Source organism: Maribacter sp. MJ134 (assembly GCF_003970695.1).
Lineage (GTDB): Bacteria > Bacteroidota > Bacteroidia > Flavobacteriales > Flavobacteriaceae > Maribacter.
Window position 1 is genome coordinate 1,609,038 of sequence record NZ_CP034570.1, and the last position, 18,652, is coordinate 1,627,689.

Here is an 18,652-nt window from a genome sequence, read left to right on the forward strand (position 1 = left end):
TAGACGCACAAACCTTATTTTTAAAAGGACTAATCCAAACGAACTGAAATGAAAAAAAGCATGCTCCTGCTATGCCTATTCTGGTGTAGCACTACAATTTTCGCACAAGACTACTTTCCTGAAAACGAAGGTGTTAAAGCGAACAACAATAATTACACTGCATTTACCAATGCCAAGATTTATGTAACCCCGACAGAAGTTGTTCAAAAAGGCACCCTGCTTATTCAAAATGGTAAGGTTGTTTCCGTTGGTTCCAACGTTACGGTACCTAAAAATAGTATTGTGGTAGATCTAAGCGGAAAATCCATTTATCCGTCGTTCATTGATGTCTATTCCAAGTTTGGAGTAGAACAACCTAAAAGAAAACCAGGAGGCGGTAGAGCTGCGCAGTATGAAGCAGAACGTGATGGTTTTTATTGGAACGACCATATCATGCCAGAAAATAATGCCATACAACAATTTAAATACGATGACAAATCTGCCAAAGAACTAAGGGAAGCTGGTTTTGGCGTGGTGAACTCTCATATTCATGACGGTATAGCAAGGGGCACCGGAGTTTTGATTGCCTTGAACGGGGACGGTACGGATGCCAATAGAATTCTGGACGATAAATCCGCACAGTACTTTTCTTTGAACAAAAGTGTACTCAAAAAGCAAGCCTATCCAACCTCTGTAATGGGAGCTCTAGCCTTGTTAAGACAGTTGTACAGCGATGCGGATTGGTATGCCAAAGGTAATTCCGACACCAAAGACCGGTCCTTGGAAGCACTGATTGAAAATAACGGGTTGCCTCAAATTTTTGAAGCTAATGATAAAGGTCACGCGCTGAGAGCAGATAAAATTGGAGATGCCAACGGCATTCAATACACCATCTTAGGAGGAGGAAATGAGTTTGAACGTATTGCAGAAATAAAAGCTACGAACGCTAAATACATCATTCCCATAAATTTTCCCGAAGCTTATGACGTATCAGACCCCTATCAGGCAGGTTATGTGTCCTTAAAAGATATGCGCTACTGGAACCAAGCACCATCAAATCCAAAGGTTTTAGCAGAAAATGGGGTTCCCTTTTCACTAACGCCTTATGACCTAAAATCTATATCCAAGTTCAAAAGTAACCTGATGAAAGCCATAGAATACGGACTTTCCGAAACCAAGGCGCTAGAGGCCTTGACTACCGTTCCTGCTCAAATTTTAGGTAAAACAGCCCAAATCGGGTCACTTAAAGCGGGCACATATGCCAACTTTTTGATTACCTCAGGTCCTATCTTCGAAAAATCCACAACCCTATATGAAAATTGGGTTCAGGGGAATAAAAATAGTATAAACAACAAGGATATAAAGGATATCCGTGGCGATTACAAGCTAAGTCTACAAGGTGAGTCTTACGACCTCTCTATTACGGGTGAAGTGGCCAAACCTAAACTAGAAGTAAAACAAGATACCTCAAAATTAAAATCCAAGTTAAACTACAAGGATAATTGGTTGACCATGTCCTTTACGACAGACGAGGGAACAGAAACCTATCGCATGATAGGAGCTGTGACAAAAGAGGCAGCAAACCTATCGGGGAGATTAATACTTCCAGACGGCACGGAAAGTTTCTTTACCGCTACAAAGAAGGCTGATTTTAATGAAAAAGATAAAGAGAAAAGTGAAATGGCCACTCCAACAGTAATGCCCGTTACCTACCCTAACGTGGGTTACGGTTTTACAAAGAAGCCCGAACAAGAAAACCTGCTCATAAAAAACACCACGGTATGGACGAGTGAAGCGGCCGGAATTCTTGAAAATACGGATGTCCTAATCAAGAACGGTAAAATAACAAAAATAGGGAAAGACCTTGGCGCAGGTGGCGCTACCGTAATTGATGGTACCGGGAAACATTTAACCGCAGGTATTATTGATGAACACAGCCATATTGCAGCTTTGGCCATAAATGAAGCAGGGCATAACAGTACTGCGGAAGTTAAAATGGAAGATGTTGTGGACCCAGAACATATGGGCATCTACCGTTCGCTTGCCGGTGGTGTTACCTCTTTACAACTATTACATGGCTCCGCCAATCCTATTGGTGGTCGTTCTGCCATACTAAAATTGAAATGGGGGGAAGAAGCTGACGGACTTATCTACAAAAATACACCAAAGTTCATCAAATTTGCTTTAGGAGAAAATGTAAAGCAATCTAACTGGCAGAGTTTTTCTCGTTTCCCTCAGACACGAATGGGTGTGGAACAGGTATTTATGAACTATTTTCAACGTGCCAAAGAGTACGACACCAAAAAGAAAGCGGGAAAACCTTATCGTTACGATGAGGAGATGGAAGTATTGGCAGAGATTATCAACGGAGAACGTTTTATTAGCTGCCACTCCTATGTTCAAAGCGAAATAAATATGATGATGAAGGTTGCGGAAAAATTTGGTTTCCGAGTAAACACCTTCACCCATATTTTGGAAGGTTATAAGGTAGCGGATAAAATGGCGGAGCATGGCGTAGGCGCCGGAACCTTTAGTGATTGGTGGGCCTACAAATACGAAGTAAACGACGCTATCCCCTACAATGCGGCCATCATGCAAGCGCAAGGAGTTACGGTAGCCATCAACAGTGATGACCGTGAAATGATAAGAAGATTAAATCAAGAAGCGGCAAAAACCGTTAAGTATGGAGGCATGACCGAGCTGGAAGCTTGGAAAATGGTTACGATAAATCCAGCAAAATTATTGCATATAGATAATCGCGTAGGAAGTATCAAAGAAGGGAAGGATGCTGATGTGGTATTGTGGTCCGGCCACCCCATGTCCATCTATACAAAGGCTGAAAAAACCATTATAGAGGGCGTTACTTATTTTGATTTAAAAAAGGACAAACAACAGCGAGAAGCCATTAAGAAAGAACGAAATGATTTGGTGAAAATGATGCTAAAGGAAAAAGCAGGCGGCGCAAAAATGCAAGCTCCAAAACAGAGTGTTAAAAGAAACTTTACCTGTGAAAGCCTTTAAAATGAAAAAACGACTTAAAAGATACAAGATGAAAAATAGTATACTAGTAATCGCTGTCATTGGCATCTTCTTTAAGGGCATAGCACAGCAGACTCCAGCTTCTGAACAAAAGGAAGCCATTTCCATAGAGGGTGCAACTGCACACCTCGGTAATGGAGAAGTAATAGAAAGTTCTTTAATTATGTTCGAGGACGGTAAAATTACCTTTGTTGGAGACAGTAAAATGAAAATTGCCAGAAAAGGTAAGGTCATCGATGCTACGGGAAAACATATTTATCCTGGTTTTATAGCACCTGCTAAGACCTTAGGTCTGGTGGAGGTCAATGCTGTAAGAGCCAGTGACGATCAGGATGAGATAGGAGACTTAATACCACATGTCCGCAGTCTTATCGCTTATAACGCAGAATCCAAGGTGGTGGAAAGCATGCGCCCTAACGGTGTCCTGCTCGGGCAGATAGCGTCTTCGGGCGGTCGTATCTCCGGAACCTCGTCCATAGTGCAGTTCGACGCTTGGAACTGGGAAGACGCAGCCATTAAAGTTGATGACGGTATTCATTTGAACTGGCCCAGAAGCTTTCGTCAAGGCAGATGGTGGATGGGTGAAGATAGAGGCTATCGACCTAATAAAAATTACGGTGAAGAAACCGATGCAGTGGTCACTTTTATGAAAAACGCAATGGCCTATGGAAAATCAGAGCCCAAAGAAGTGAACCCCGCATTTAAAGCAATGCAAGGTATTTTTAACGGGGAACAAAAGCTATATGTATATGCGGACGGTGAAAAAGAAATCATAGACGCCGTAAACACTCTTAAAGCCAATGGTGCTCAGGAAGTAGTATTGGTAGGCGGATATCAAGCCTATAAAATCACGGATTTTCTAAAGAAGAACAACATACCGGTCTTGGTACAGTTTACGCATAACCTTCCTGTTTTTGATGATGACGATTATGACCTTCCCTTTAAACTGCCAAAACTTCTAATGGATGCAGGCTTATTGGTTGGCCTTCAAAATACGAATGCTTCCAATTTTCAAACTAGAAATCTTCCTTTTTATGCCGGTCAAGTCGGTCAACAAGGTTTGGATAAAGAGAAAGCATTGCAGCTAATTACAAGTAATAACGCTAAAATTTTGGGTATAGATGGAGATTATGGCACTTTGGAAACAGGCAAAAGTGCTACTTTATTTATTTCTGAAGGAGATGCGCTAGATATGCGTGGCAATCAATTAACGCACGCGTTCATAGATGGTAGGGACATTTCCTTGGAAACCCATCAAACAGAACTTTGGAAAAGATATATGGGCAAGTACGAAGGAAAATAAATTACCGAATATACTAGAAAACTGTAATTTTAAACCGATTCGTAAGCGACCAAGCTCTTATCCAAAAGCGAATGGTATTGATGCAAGCTCGTATGCGCAAGAAACAAAGCCAATATTTAGTTCGACGTAAGCGTCGGAGTATTAAAATTTTGATTATCGAATAAAAAAATAAAAGCTCGAAGAAATATCGAGCTTTTTAAATACCAACAAATATTCATCTAGAATGAGACATCTATTTCTCTTAAGTATTATAACACTTCTATTTTCCTGTAAAGAATCTCAAAGGGTTAATTCAAATGAATTAATAGTTGCCGGACTTCAAGAACCAGTAGAAATTATTAGAGATGAATGGGGCATTAATCATATATATGCCAAAAACCAGCACGATTTATTCTTTGCCCAAGGTTATGCCGCTGCAACAGATCGTCTTTTCCAGTTTGAAATTTGGCGTAGACAAGCCACGGGCACCGTAGCCGAAATACTTGGAGAACGCGAGCTCAAAAGGGATATCGGCACACGTCTCTTTAAGTTTAGAGGCGATATGACAGCAGAAATGAATCATTACCATGACGAAGGAGTTGAAATTATCACTGCTTATACCGATGGTGTAAACGCATATATTGAGGAAATCCTTAAAACACCCGAGCAGCTCCCCATAGAATTTAAGATACTAGATTTAAAACCTCAAAAATGGACTCCAGAGGTCGTTATTTCAAGACATCAAGGTCTTCTAGGTAATATTGGAGACGAACTGACCATAGGACGTGCCGTAGCCAAGTTAGGCCCGGAAAAGACAAAAGATTTATTCTGGTTACACCCCAAGGAACCCGATTTGAACATAGACCCAAAAATTAATGCTAATTTACTATCGGATAATATTCTGGAACTATATGATGCCTACAGGCAGACCGTAAAATTTAAAAAAGAGGATAATGTTTCCGAATATAAAAATATAGACCTAGAAGAAGAAGTGCTCTCTGTAATCGAAGACAAAAACGATTCTTTGTCCATAGGCAGTAACAACTGGGTGGTAAAAGGTGAACTGATGGCAGATGGCAATACCTATATGGCGAACGATCCTCATAGAACCATAGCCGTTCCCTCACTACGCTACATGGTACATTTAGTAGCCCCTGGGTGGAATGTTATTGGTGGTGGTGAACCAGAAATCCCTGGAATCTCCATTGGTCATAACGAATACGGCTCATGGGGCCTTACTGTTTTTAGAACGGATGGTGAAGATTTGTATGTATATGAACTGAATCCTGAAAATCATACTCAATACAAACACAATGGAGCTTGGGTGAATATGACACAAATTTCAGAAACTATAAAAATTAAGGGCAAAGAAGACTACCTTGCTCAATTAAATTATACCGTACATGGTCCCGTAACCCGTATAGATAAGGAAAATAATGTAGCCTATGCAGTACGGTGTGCTTGGTTAGAACCGGGAGGCTCCCCTTATTTGGCATCCTTACGCATGGACCAGGCCAAAACATGGGAGGAGTTCAGGGAAGCCTGTAATTACAGTCATATACCCGGAGAAAACATGATATGGGCCGATAAAGCAGGTAATATTGGCTGGCAGGCGGTGGGCATTGCCCCTATCCGCGGTAATTTCAGCGGACTTGTACCCGTCCCAGGAGACGGACGCTACGAGTGGGACGGTTACTTACCCATCATTGAGAAACCAAACGATTACAATCCCGCTAAAGGTTATCTGGCCACGGCCAACCAAAACGTAACCCCGGAAAATTACACGCGTTGGGACGCTATCGGGTTTTCATGGTCCGACCCTTATCGTGGTAATCGCGTAGATGAAATTCTAAGTAATCGTACTAAAAAATTAACTATGGAAGACATGAAGGCACTTCAGACAGATTATCTTTCTATTCCTGCACGGATACTTGTTCCTATGTTAAAAGAGTATGATTTTAGCGATAAAGCAGCCGAAGCGAAAACTAAACTAAATGACTGGGATTACAGGTTAGAAACCAGTTCCGTACCTGCTGCCATTTACGTTGCGTGGGAGAATCAAATAAAAAACATGGCCAATTACCGTTTTATCCCCAAGGAAGCAAAAGGTATCATAAAAACGCTGCAGATGAAGCGCATCATGGATTGGATTACCAAACCAGATAGTCATTTTGGAGCCAATCCCATCTTGGGAAGGGATAAGTTTCTAAAAGATGCTTTCATCAAGGCCGTTTCAGAATTAGAAACAAACTTAGGTTCGGATATGAGTCAATGGCACTATGGACAAGCAAAGAACAAGCATACCTATATGGAGCATGCCTTGAGCCATGCCGTCAATGATGTCACCCGTTCAAAGTTAGAACTTGGTCCACTTCCAAGAGGAGGCAATGCTTACACAACCGGTTCTACGGGCGGTAATTTAAGACAAAGTAGTGGCGCATCATTTCGTATGATTGTTAATACGGGAGACTGGGATGCGGCAATAGGAACCAATGGCCCTGGCCAATCGGGTAATCCCGATAGTCCATTTTATAATAATCTTTTTGAACCCTGGGCAAAAGACAAATATTTTCCCGTGTATTATTCTAGAAATAAGATTGATTCTGTTGCCGTAGGTGCAAAAATACTACGTCCGTTAGAATGGTAACTCCCTAAAAATTTGTGACACAAGATAAAGTTGACTGGGCTCTAAACGCTAGTTGGATGTATTTGACCTCTTCTTTACTAACTCCGTCGCTCCTAAAGCACAAGGAGAATTTTAGGCCAGCTTTATACATATTTACTTGTGCCTTAGCCCTACTTACTTCCTGCCAATTTCCAACCCAAATATGCCATTGGAAAGTACGCAACTATTAAATCCAATGCATTAAACCACATTGGCCCTCCTAAGCTGCTAACACTTATGGCTCCACCAATAAAGAAAAAAGCACCGACGATTAAGGCCATGAAAAAATTACGAGAAGCTGCAATTTTAGCAGCAACAAAAGCTCCGACGAGTGTTCCCAATGCATGGGCTAAAAAGGGCATGATAAAATGTTTGGGTTCAAAAAGATGCATCGTGGCTTTTAATCCCTCCATGGTTGTTACATCTCCACCTTCTGGAGGTGGTATTATTGAACCACTAAGTATGACTATTCCCATATTTACAAGGCTACCCACAATAAGACCAGCCAGCACGGCTAGCATATTCTTTAGTACTGGATTCATACTACGCTTGGATTAGTTGAAGTCTAATATATGTATAATATACTTTATTTCAAACACTTACATTTTATATTACCTCTACATTATCTCAAATCCCTAGAGAAAGAATTTTTAAAGAATAAAAAACCAAAAGTTATTTGTGTGTTGTTGTTTCTTAACTATAAAATATACGGAAAGGCAAGTCTAAAAATAACAGACCCTCCTACAATAGAAAAAGGGAGAACAATGTCCTCCCTTTTTCCATTTCTCTTTTCATACCTTAAGAGAACCGAATTAATTTTAATCCGGTATGTCTGCGATGCTCTCTCCAGCTTGAATGTCGGGTCAATGACCTATCTACACTTGTTGTGTTTTTCGAATCTTGTTTTTTATAATTTTTCATGTTTATTTATTTTCTTGATTGTGATGAGTGAAATAATCACTCCTTTTTTCACACGACATAAGACGCTTAAAACCCTGAAATATTACTTTTTTGGCAGGACTTTAACACTCAAGAAATTTATATAAAATACTAGTTATCAATTAATTGAGTAGAATTCTAAGAATGTAACAAGTAGTATGGATTCAAAGATGTCGAAATCACAAAAAACAACGAGCAAGACACAGAATACTGTAATAGTAGCCTAATTAATATAGTTCACCTTGTAGGAACGAAAATAACCAGCTCCCCTACTTTATAAATAGCTTTTCTAGGCTCCAAACAAATAAAACCATCGGATTTTACCAAACTGGTCAAATCCCCCGAGCCATTTTCACTCACGGGCGTTGCATGTAAGGCACCATCTTTCCAGCGAGTCCTTACCTGAATAAACCGGGTTAGTGGTAGATTAATTTGTAGCTCCTCGACTAGTCTCACAAAGGTGTTTTGTATTGGAACATTCCAAGAAGTTTTAAGCCACGGAAGAAAATAAATATGATAATTCGCAAATGTCGACACGGGATTCCCAGGAAAAGAAAAAATAGCGGTATTGTGGTCTTCATGAAAACCAAACCAAAAAGGTTTTCCCGGTCTTTGTGCAACTCTATGAAAGACTTTTTCCACTCCCAATACATCCATGACCTCTGGAATAAAGTCGAACTTTCCCATGGAGACACCACCACTTAAAAGCAGCACATCATTCTCCTGCAACGCGTTTTCCAGTCCTTTTCTTATAGTTGTCTTATCATCCTTTAAATGCAATGCTGACGCTACTATTCCGAGTTTAGACAAAGCTACTTGGAGTGTAATACTGTTAGATTTTCTTATCTGATGTGGTTCTGGCGTTTCGTTTACATTAACCAACTCATCACCAGTTGAAATGGTACAAACCCTCGGTAAAGCTTGCACATTTATTTTATCGGCACCAACGGAAGCCATGACTCCAATTTCGGCAGGCCCTATAACGTGTCCCTTCTTTAAAATCACAGTCCCCTGGGATGTATCACTTCCTTGATAATGAATATTTTGTCCTTGAGTGACCGCTTTGTTGATTACCACCCATTCATCTTCAATAGTTAGATGCTCGTACATAATTACCGTGTCCGTTTTCAAGGGTAACACGGCGCCGGTCATTACCTCTAGGCAAGCATTTTCATCTTTTAAGCATTGTTGTGGCATTCCTGCACTAGCAATACCTTCCATCCTAAACTTGGTAACACCATTCGCAAGAGCAGCATATGAGATGGCAATACCGTCCTTAGTAACTCTATTAAAGGGAGGAAAATCACGGTCGGCCTTTATATCTTCCGCTAAAATTCTACCAGAACTATTCATCAGATTTACCTTTTCCACTCCTAAATTCATAGAATAGGAAAGCACTTTGTCATAAGCTTCTTTAAATGGTATCATACTATAGTTCCAGTCCGTTAATTACTAAAACACGCAAACCTACTATAAAGATAAGCAGTGCGGTAATACGCTTTATTCCCTTTGCGGACAACCGCCTTAAACTCATACGAATGCCCAATTGCCCTCCCATGAAAACAGTGGCCGCCAGACATAAGGTTTCAATCCATGGTAATTCTAAGGTACCGCTATACAATAGCCCAATTAAGCCCGAAACAGAATTCACCAAGATAAAGAAACTGGCTAGGGCGGCAATTTTTATAGCCTTATCCCAGCGTAAATGATTTAAAATGGGTGCTAGAAAAATACCCCCTCCAATGCCTACTAGTCCGGATAAAAAACCGATACCACTACCGAGAAGATAACTTAGGCGATTCGGATAGGTATTTGTTTCTGTTTCTTTCAATTGAAACGTTTGAAGAGCCAAGGACAAAGCAGACACAATTAATGCAATTCCCAATATCATAAAAAAGATATTTTCTTCTAGTCGAAAGGAAGCCCCAAAGAAAGCTAAAGGAATACTGGTTAGCACAAAGGGAAGAAAATCCTTCAAAGTGGCATGATTATTTTTAAAATAGAGATACGTGCTTCCAGATACGACTACTAAATTACATACCAAAGCAATGGACCTTATGGCAAAAAAACCAGATAAGAATATGGTCAGCAATGCCAAATAACTAGAACCTCCACCAAAACCCACCGCGGAGTATAAAGTGGCGATTACAAAAAAGCCTAGGCACAACACTACAAGACTTTCAATGGGTATTTGCATAGGAATCTATCTTATTCATGCCTCCTTCCACTTGTACAAACTCTTTTTCAGGGAATAGTTCTTGCAATATAATCAACGCCTTTTGGCTTCGTTTACCAGATTGGCAAATAAGGTAAGTGACCTGGCCTAAATTTAAGTCATGGGCCTTAGCCTCTAACTCGTGTAAAGGGATATTTGTTGATTTCTTTAGATGATTCTGCGCATACTCCACAGTAGTTCTTACATCTAAAAGTTGGATATCATTATTTTTAAGTAAATCTGGAATTTTGCTAGCAGCAATGGACTTGACTTTTACTTCACAGGTAAAATCATAGCTACTTGCCAAAGTATTTATCCGTAGATTTTTTGGATCTTGCTTAAACTTCATTTTTTGGAAATGTTGCGCTAACCCATCGTACAAAAGCAAAGTTCCTGACAGCACATTCCCGATACCAGCAATCACCTTTATCGCTTCTAGTGCCTGAAGGTTTCCTATGATACCTGGAAGTATGCCCAACACACCGTGCTCATTACAGTTAGGCACTTCATCAGCCTTAGGCATGGTAGGAAACAAACAGCGGTAGGTGGGACCATTTTTATAATTAAAAACACTGACTTGACCTTCAAAACCGTGCAATGCACCGTAAACAAAAGGTTTCTTCAATATTACACAAGCGTCATTGATAAGATAACGCGCAGGAAAATTATCGGTGGCGTCTACGACCACATCATAATCCCTTATGATTTCTAGTGCATTGGATGCCACCAAAAATGTTTTATGAACGATTATTGCTGTATTGGAATTTTGAGCTATTAATTGTTTCTTGGCAGCCTCAGCTTTTGATTCTCCTACCGTGTCTTCATTATATAATACCTGTCTATGTAAATTGGATAGGATAATATTATCATTGTCCACTATTCCCAAAGCCCCAATACCCATGGCGTTTAGATAGGTTAGTACAGGTACTCCCAAACCTCCTGCACCAATAATCAATACCCTAGCATCCGCTAGCTTTCTTTGGCTTTCTTCGCCAAAACCTTTTAAGATTGTCTGCCTTGAATAGCGGTTAAAATTCATTTGTCTAATATAGTGAAAAGCAAAAAAGTTAAGCTTGCCAAACAATAAGCTTTCTGTTAACAAAGTACTACAGCGAATGACTTGTGAAACTCTTAGCCCTTTGCCAGTTTTTCCAAAGCCATTTCATACTCCAACTTGGAGTTGGCGTTGAGTAATATTTCCTTTTTTTGAGGGTAAACCAATTGTACATGGTTATTTATAAGGAATTTTCGTGGACACGTACCGTTCCCGTCTTCCAAATAGTACATTGAAGTACGCAAAGCGCTTGGCTCCCATATGGCGAAGAGCGGCTCCGGAAGCGGGTTTTCAATGTCTGCATAAGCGGTCGCCATCTTGTTCACATCCCTATTGGTAATGAGCTCTTCTAAAGCCATCCTATCTATCAAAGGGAGGTCACAGGCTAATACCAGCCATGCTACATCAGGAAAAGCCTTATGCGCGGATAATAAACCGTTATAAGGACCACGGTACTCATTTTTATCAACTATAGTGTTAACCTCAGATGCAATTTCTTCTTTTTGATTTTCCCGAATACTCAGATATGTGGCGTCACAGACTTGATTGAGCAATTGGTACAAATATTCTCTCTGTGCAATACCGTGATAGGAAATTAGACCTTTATCCTCCCCCATTCGGGTACTTTTCCCTCCAGAGAGTACAAGACCGTATATCTTAGCGTTGGAAATCATTCTTACCTCCTTTTTTTTGTTCTAAACGTACGCTAGAGATTACAATATCCTGAGATAATGCCTTGCACATATCATAAATTGTTAATGCTGCAATAGAAACACCCGTCAACGCTTCCATTTCTACCCCTGTTTTGCCATTACACTTTACCGTACAGGTAATTTGAAACTGATTGTCGCCCGGGGCAATATCCAGATGTATTTTGGTTAGATTAATTTGATGGCACAATGGTATTAGTTCCGCCGTTTTTTTAACACCTTGTATACCGGCAATGACCGCTGTCTGCAGGATACTGCCTTTCTTTCCTAAAAAATCCTGATCGGAAAGTGTTTGAAATACACTCGCAGGGAATGTTACACTGCCACTTGCGATAGCCACCCTAGCGGATGAGGTCTTATCGGAAACATCTACCATGGCCGCATTACCTTCCTCGTTTATGTGTGATAAGCTTTTCATTATTACCCTCCTATTGATGTCATTGAATTGGAAAATACGTCTTTATATTTTTCCTGAGCCTCAAATCCCGTTTTAGCCCTACTACCTACAGCTTTTAAAATTTCATCCTTTATTCTTTCTTCAGAATTGGCTCCTCTCAAAATTTCTCTAAGATTTGCACTTGCTTTAGCGTAAAGGCAAGTAATAACATCTCCTGTAGCCGATATTCGTAAGCGATTACAGCTGCCACAAAATGTTCTGCTAAAGGAAGGAATTACACCAAAGGAACCTTTAAAACCGGGAATCTTGTAATTAATGGATGTAGACGTTTCCGGGGATATCAGCTTATAATAATCTGGATAGGCCTCTCTGATATGTTCTAAGATGCGTTTGTAATCCCAAGTAATGGACTGAAACTTCTTAGAACCACCATTAAATGGCATTTCTTCTAAATAGCGAACGGCGACATCGTAATGCCTGGTAAGTTCCAAAATCGGTAAAATATCTTGCGTGTTTTGACCATCCAGTGCTATAAAGTTAATTCTGACATTGAAACCTTCCGTTATTAAACGTATCAAATTGTTATGAACTACATCATATTGATTTCTCCTCGTAATACGCTCAAAAGTAGCTTTGTCAATGGCATCCAGGCTTACATTAATATTCTTAATACCCAATCCCTTAAGTTCATCAATATAGGGACCGATCAATGTAGCATTTGTGGTTATGGAGATATCCTCAAGGCCTTTCATACTGGCGAGCTGCGCCAACAAGACCATGACATCCTTCCGTACGAAAGGTTCGCCTCCTGTAATACGAATTTTGTTGATACCCTGCGACACCAAAATAGCACTGAGTTTTGATAATTCCTCGATAGTGAAGAGTTTATCGTTCTTAGCAAAATTAATACCCTCAGAGGGCATACAATAATTACAACGCAAGTTACACCTATCGGTCACCGCTAAACGTAAATAATTAATGGTTCTATTATGATTGTCTACTAACATTTATCTCTAGTACAGGTTCAGAAATCAAAATAACGGAACATGATTTCTACTAATCACAGTCTTGTTCATGGATGGGCCGAAACCCATACCGTTTTATTTTTAAAAATTTCTTTTTTCCAGATAGGAACCGTTTCTTTAAGGGTATCGATTAAAAAGCGGCAAGCCTCAAAACATGCTGACCGATGTGCAGATGACGCACCCACGATAACCACTGGTTCTTCTACACCTTTATGTCCTACGGCATGTTTCATTACAACCTTGTTCAGTTTCCATTTTTCAATAGCTTCATCTGCAATTTTCTCCATTTCCTTCAAGGCCATCTTTTTATACGTCTCAAACGCTAATGCCACAACTTCTTCGTTCTGGGTAAAATCTCGTACGGCACCTATAAAAACACAAATACCTCCACTGTGCGGGTCCGATAACTCGGTATACACTTGGGAAGTATCAATGTGTTCTACAATTTCTATTCGCTTCTTCATTAGCCACCACTTACTGGAGGAATAATGGCTACTTCATCATTCCTTTTCAAAGGTACATTATCTTGGGCATATTCACTATTAACTGCCACGGCCATAGTTGTTAATCTAGAAAATTCCGGATACGTATGCACTAAATGTTTTTTTAGGGCCCCAACAGTTTCCGGAGCTTCAGATTCTGATGAAAATGCCATTTGTGAGGCGCCAACGATATCCTTTGCAATTCCAAAAAATAATACCTCCATATTATCCTAGAATTGGTTGAGCATTCATATTACTCACAAATGGTTGCTTGTACAGCCTATTACCGGTAGCTTTTTTAATCGCAATGGCAACTGCGGCCCCGGCAGGTGGTAATGTGGGTTCTCCCAGCCCCGTTGGGCTCAATGTATTTTTAATGAAATGGGTTTCCACCACTGGGGTTTCGTTCATCCGTATCAACCTATATCCGTCAAAATTCTTACTTTGTGGTTCGCCATCTTTAAAGGAAAAGTCTCCGTACATAGCATGACCAACGCCGTCAATGGCACCTCCTTCAATTTGATTTAATGCACCTAAGGGATTCACCACTATTCCACAATCAACCGCTACCGTAATTCTTTTCACGACGGGCGTATTCCCTTCCATGACTACATCTGCAACCTCAGCGACGTGGGTATTGTGACAATAATAAGCACAAATCCCTTGGAAAACTCCCTCCTTATCCGTTCCATAACCCGATTTTTCAACAGCTAGTTGCAGCACATCCTGCAATCTTTCCGCAGAATACTGAATACGGTCGTCAGTGGTGCCTTTTACCTTTTCTAACAAATCCATGCGCATTTTCACAGGGTCTTTCTCGGTCAGCTCTGCCAGTTCGTCCAAAAAACTCTGCTCGGCATAGGAAAGGAAGTTGGTGTATGGCGCGCGCCAGGCACCTGTTGAAATATTACTGTCGTAACTTGCTACATCTACTTGATAGTTCTCAATGGCACCCGCAGGGAAAAAGTTAGGTATCAGTCCGTACATGTTACCGTTCACAGCGGCTTCTTTTAATTGATATCCCGTAATTTCACCATCCTTTACACTTGCTTTAATTCTGTATTTTATTGCAGGGCGATAGACTCCCGTGGTCATATCATCCTCTCGTGTAGAAACCATTTTAACCGGTTTTCTGATAGCATCCGAAATTTCAGCAGCTTCGTAAACGAAATCGCCATACAGGCGTCTTCCAAATCCACCGCCCATTCGCGTCATTTCTAAATGCACCTCTTCCATATCACGGCCTAGTAATTCGGCCACGGTCGAGGCCGCATCCGCCGGAGTTTGAACCGGACCTACCAAATGAATTTTCTCGTCCGTCACATCCGCAAAGAAATTCATAGGTTCCATAGTGTTGTGCGGTAAAAAGGGGGATTCATAAGTGCGTTCTAGGATGGTATCCGCAGCTGCAAATGCCTTTGTTACATCACCATCTTTACGTAATGTTTTAAATTCTTTCCCATCTAGTAGTCCCGTAAGTATTTTATCATGTGCCGCTGTGCTTTCTAATGGCGTACCATTTGACCACACCGCTTTAATCGCCTTTTTGGCTTTTATGGCACTCCAGGTATTTTCGGCGATTACCACAACTTTTTCCGTTGGGGCCAATTTTGCCGTCCAGTTCACCTGCTCCCCACTTAATAATTTTTTAGCTTTATCCCCTATTTTGATAACGTCTACAACACCCGGCATCGCCTTAGCATCGGTTGCATCAAAAGATTCCAATACTTGTCCGAAGGCAGGAGGTCTGAGTACTGTAGCATACAACATACCGTCAACCTTATAATCCAGACCAAAAAGAGGCTTACCGGTAATAATCTTATCAATATCAACATTGCCCCTGTCCGTACCGATTATGCTAAAATCTTCAGGGTCCTTCAAAACAATCTTTTCTATCGCTTCCTCGTTAGCGTCCCCTTCCACAATTTCGGCATAACTAGCGGCCCTTTCGCTCTCGAGAATTGCCGCTTCGTTGGCGACATCCCCATAGGTTAATGTTTCACCTTTCGAATTCGTGATAACACCCTGCTTTGCGGTACATTCAGAAGGGTCTACCCCCCAACGCGCCGCCGCTGCATTAACCAAAATCTGACGGGCCGAAGCTCCTGTTTCACGAAGCGCATCCCATCCAAAACGAATGGACTGACTTCCGCCGGCAACTTGCCTTGTAAAATTCTTTGTATCCAACGCACCTTGTACTACATTCACGTGTTCCCAGGGTACGTCCAACTCTTCGGCAATAAGCATGGGCATTGCTGTTTTAACACCTTGGCCTATCTCTGGATTGGGAGAAAATATGGTCACCATACCTTCATTGGATATTTTAATGAACGCATTAAAATTATTATAGTTTAAAGACGCTATATCCACCGGCATCTTTACATTATCCTTACAAGCTGTAAACAAATTAAAACCGATAAGCATTCCGCCACTAGCCAATGAGGAAGTTCTTAAAAACGACCTTCTACTAAATTTTGATGGGATTATTGTTGACATGATTTACGATTTTAGATTAGGTCAGTTTATTTTCAGCTGCCAAGGCGACCGCTTTTTCGATTCTATTGTAAGACGCACAGCGACAAATATTACCGTGCATAGCCCCTCTTATTTCTTTGCTTGAAGGATTGGGATTTCTTTCTAAAAATGCCGATGCGGTCATGATCTGACCAGCTTGACAGTAGCCACATTGTGGAACATCTATTTCTTTCCAGGCTTCCTGTACTGGATGGGAACCATCTTCGGAAAGGCCTTCTATAGTAGTGATCTCCTTGCCATCTAATTGTGAGACCGTAAGCTGACAGCTACGTGCAGCATTACCGTCCACGTGAACCGTACAAGCTCCGCATTGGCCTATTCCACATCCAAATTTGGTGCCGACCATATTCAATTGGTCGCGCAAGGCCCACAGCAAGGGCATATCATCCGAAGCCTCAAATTCTCGGGACTTCCCATTAATCTTTAAATTGTAAGTTGGCATAATTGTGTTGTTAGATGAGTATGTTGTTATCAATACTATTCCTAAAGAAAAGGAAATGTTAGGGTAAAATAAAAGCCCTTGTGTTCACAAGAGCTTCTAAGGTACTTATAATATTTCAGGATTTGATTTTCTCTAGAATTGATTTAACCTTTTTTTAAGTTAAATTTTAATACTCTTCAACAAAAACTATTCTTTAGTCACATAGGCCGCTTCCTCAGGTTTTTGATAGAAAGTAGCTCCCTTCTTTTGAGTACTAAGTTCAACATTTTCAAAAGTCACCGTGCTTTTTTCTTCTTTGATGGTTTTACCTTCGTAGTTGTGCCATGTTATTGACTTTGGCAAAACAATTCCGTTTATATCCATCCAATCGGCGTAACGAATCCATTTTACATTATCCGAAACTTCACCACTACGGTAAGTAACAGTATAACCTAGCCATTGCATTTGAAAGGTTTCCGGATGGTAGTGAAGGTAGTACTCATCCTTAGAAGAAGCGCCCACATCATTATCATAGCTGATGCGTATACCTGGGTAGGAGACACCTTCGAATTTTAAATCCTCCGTGGCACCATAATTAATTCCGTCATCCGCCAAAACAAAAGGCATAGCATAAAAATAAAACATCAGATTATGATAAAATACGGCATCCCCGTTATAGCTCTTATCCATATCTAACAACCATACATGCTGCCCATCAAAACCTATAGAAAAGTTGGTCGTGGTAATTTTATCTTTCCTCGAAATAAGATCCACGGTATGGGTTTCTCTGGCATCGGGTTTAGGTAAATCAAAAACCAAAGTTCTTTGCTTCTCCCAGATATTCAATCCGCCGTGGGCATCAAAGACCTTTCTCAATTCTTCTGGAAAATCATTTAAGACAACCGTTTCTTCTTTTTGCTCTTCTTGTTTTTCTACTGGCTTTACCTGCTCTTTACAAGCCAAGAAAGTCAGAAATAACACTACATAAACTAATTTTTTCATTTTGGTTGGATTTTTTATTAGAACATCTGTCGTTACTTTTTAAAATACTTAACATATTCCATTATTTTTACGGGCGATGCCAGAAATTAAACATATCTCCAGTACGCAGAATACCTTGGTCAAAAAGATAGTGCTTTTGCGAGACAAATCAAAGGAACGTAAAAACACAGGACTTTTTATATTGGAAGGCAAAAGGGAGTTAGTACTGGCCCTACAGCGCAATTATAGTTTAGATACGCTCTTATTTAACGAAAAGTTAGTAACGGCTTCCACCATTCAAGAGAACATTGATCTTCATGCTAAAACCGATTTGGTTTCGGTTTCACAAGAGGTTTATGATAAAATAGCATACAGAAATACTACAGAGGGTATTATTGCTATTGTACAAGGGAAACCTCACCACCTTGAACAGTTAAAATTGGGAACTGAAAATCCACTTATTTTAGTTGCCGAGGCTCCAGAAAAACCAGGAAATATTGGTGCTTTACTAAGAACAGCCGATGCCGCCAATATTGATGCGGTGCTCATTGCCAATCCTAAAACAGATTTGTACAACCCTAATATTATACGTTCTAGCGTAGGCTGTGTCTTTACGGGTACTATTGCCACTGGCTCCTCCTCAGAGATTATTAGTTTCTTAAAGGCGAATAACATCGCTATTTTCTGTGCCGCATTAACAGCCTCTATAGACTATTCCAAAATAGATTACAAAGGCCCCACGGCAATAGTGGTAGGCACCGAGGATAGTGGATTAAGCGATGTATGGTTACAACAGTCCACCCAGAATATCATCATACCTATGGAGGGCCATATAGACTCTATGAACGTATCGGTATCCGCAGCAATACTTATATTTGAAGCGAAAAGACAGCGAAAAAGCCAATGACAACAAAAGAGCTAATCTGGC

At 40.5% G+C, this 18,652-nt stretch carries 16 protein-coding genes; 4 read left to right on the plus strand and 12 right to left on the minus strand.

Going from position 1 to position 18,652, the window contains the following annotated elements; all coding sequences use genetic code 11:
• Positions 1-48 precede the first annotated feature (48 nt).
• The 3 genes from EJ994_RS06970 (at position 49) to EJ994_RS06980 (ending at position 6,947) form a co-directional block, all read left to right on the plus strand.
• Complete coding sequence (locus tag EJ994_RS06970; protein ID WP_126591809.1) at positions 49-3,000, plus strand: amidohydrolase family protein; 2,952 nt, start codon at positions 49-51, stop codon at positions 2,998-3,000.
• A 28-nt stretch (positions 3,001-3,028) separates the two neighbouring features.
• Positions 3,029-4,321, plus strand: a complete 1,293-nt coding sequence (locus tag EJ994_RS06975) for an amidohydrolase family protein (protein ID WP_126591810.1) — start codon at positions 3,029-3,031, stop codon at positions 4,319-4,321.
• Positions 4,322-4,544: 223 nt separating this feature from the next.
• Positions 4,545-6,947 (plus strand): penicillin acylase family protein, encoded by a 2,403-nt coding sequence (locus tag EJ994_RS06980; RefSeq protein ID WP_126591811.1) that lies wholly within the window; start codon positions 4,545-4,547, stop codon positions 6,945-6,947.
• 149 nt (positions 6,948-7,096) lie between these two features.
• Here the strand turns inward: EJ994_RS06980 and EJ994_RS06985 are convergent, their stop codons facing one another.
• The 12 genes from EJ994_RS06985 to EJ994_RS07040 all read right to left on the minus strand — a co-directional run bounded on the left by EJ994_RS06985 (position 7,097) and on the right by EJ994_RS07040 (position 17,745).
• The gene (locus EJ994_RS06985) at positions 7,097-7,507 is read right to left on the minus strand and encodes a hypothetical protein (RefSeq protein ID WP_126591812.1); all 411 of its coding nucleotides are present in this window, start codon (positions 7,505-7,507) and stop codon (positions 7,097-7,099) included.
• 634 nt (positions 7,508-8,141) lie between these two features.
• Entirely contained in the window at positions 8,142-9,332 is a 1,191-nt protein-coding gene (locus tag EJ994_RS06990) for a molybdopterin molybdotransferase MoeA (RefSeq protein WP_126591813.1), read from the minus strand.
• A 1-nt stretch (position 9,333) separates the two neighbouring features.
• On the minus strand, positions 9,334-10,101 hold the full coding sequence (locus tag EJ994_RS06995; RefSeq protein WP_126591814.1) for a sulfite exporter TauE/SafE family protein: 768 nt from the start codon (positions 10,099-10,101) through the stop codon (positions 9,334-9,336).
• Positions 10,085-11,158, minus strand: a complete 1,074-nt coding sequence (moeB, locus tag EJ994_RS07000; protein ID WP_126591815.1) for a HesA/MoeB/ThiF family protein — start codon at positions 11,156-11,158, stop codon at positions 10,085-10,087. The genes EJ994_RS06995 and moeB overlap by 17 nt, the downstream gene beginning before the upstream one ends.
• 92 nt (positions 11,159-11,250) lie before the next feature.
• Complete coding sequence (locus EJ994_RS07005; protein WP_126591816.1) at positions 11,251-11,847, minus strand: NTP transferase domain-containing protein; 597 nt, start codon at positions 11,845-11,847, stop codon at positions 11,251-11,253.
• Positions 11,831-12,301 (minus strand): cyclic pyranopterin monophosphate synthase MoaC, encoded by a 471-nt coding sequence (moaC, locus tag EJ994_RS07010; protein WP_126591817.1) that lies wholly within the window; start codon positions 12,299-12,301, stop codon positions 11,831-11,833. The genes EJ994_RS07005 and moaC overlap by 17 nt, the downstream gene beginning before the upstream one ends.
• Positions 12,302-12,303: 2 nt before the next feature.
• Positions 12,304-13,287, minus strand: coding sequence for a GTP 3',8-cyclase MoaA (gene moaA, locus EJ994_RS07015; RefSeq protein WP_126591818.1), 984 nt, complete (start codon positions 13,285-13,287; stop codon positions 12,304-12,306).
• Between the two features lie 65 nt (positions 13,288-13,352).
• Positions 13,353-13,769 (minus strand): molybdenum cofactor biosynthesis protein MoaE, encoded by a 417-nt coding sequence (locus tag EJ994_RS07020; RefSeq protein WP_126591819.1) that lies wholly within the window; start codon positions 13,767-13,769, stop codon positions 13,353-13,355.
• The gene (locus EJ994_RS07025; RefSeq protein WP_126591820.1) at positions 13,769-14,011 is read right to left on the minus strand and encodes a MoaD/ThiS family protein; all 243 of its coding nucleotides are present in this window, start codon (positions 14,009-14,011) and stop codon (positions 13,769-13,771) included. Before EJ994_RS07025 ends, EJ994_RS07020 begins: the two co-directional genes overlap by 1 nt.
• Position 14,012: 1 nt before the next feature.
• Entirely contained in the window at positions 14,013-16,283 is a 2,271-nt protein-coding gene (locus EJ994_RS07030; protein WP_126591821.1) for a xanthine dehydrogenase family protein molybdopterin-binding subunit, read from the minus strand.
• 16 nt (positions 16,284-16,299) lie between these two features.
• On the minus strand, positions 16,300-16,764 hold the full coding sequence (locus EJ994_RS07035; protein WP_126591822.1) for a (2Fe-2S)-binding protein: 465 nt from the start codon (positions 16,762-16,764) through the stop codon (positions 16,300-16,302).
• Positions 16,765-16,950: 186 nt separating this feature from the next.
• Positions 16,951-17,745: a DUF6503 family protein gene (locus EJ994_RS07040; RefSeq protein WP_126591823.1), complete on the minus strand. Its 795-nt coding sequence runs from the start codon at positions 17,743-17,745 to the stop codon at positions 16,951-16,953.
• A 76-nt stretch (positions 17,746-17,821) separates the two neighbouring features.
• Here EJ994_RS07040 and EJ994_RS07045 point away from each other — a divergent pair, with 76 nt between their 5' ends.
• Positions 17,822-18,631 (plus strand): TrmH family RNA methyltransferase, encoded by an 810-nt coding sequence (locus EJ994_RS07045; RefSeq protein ID WP_126591824.1) that lies wholly within the window; start codon positions 17,822-17,824, stop codon positions 18,629-18,631.
• The last annotated feature ends 21 nt before the right edge of the window (positions 18,632-18,652 follow it).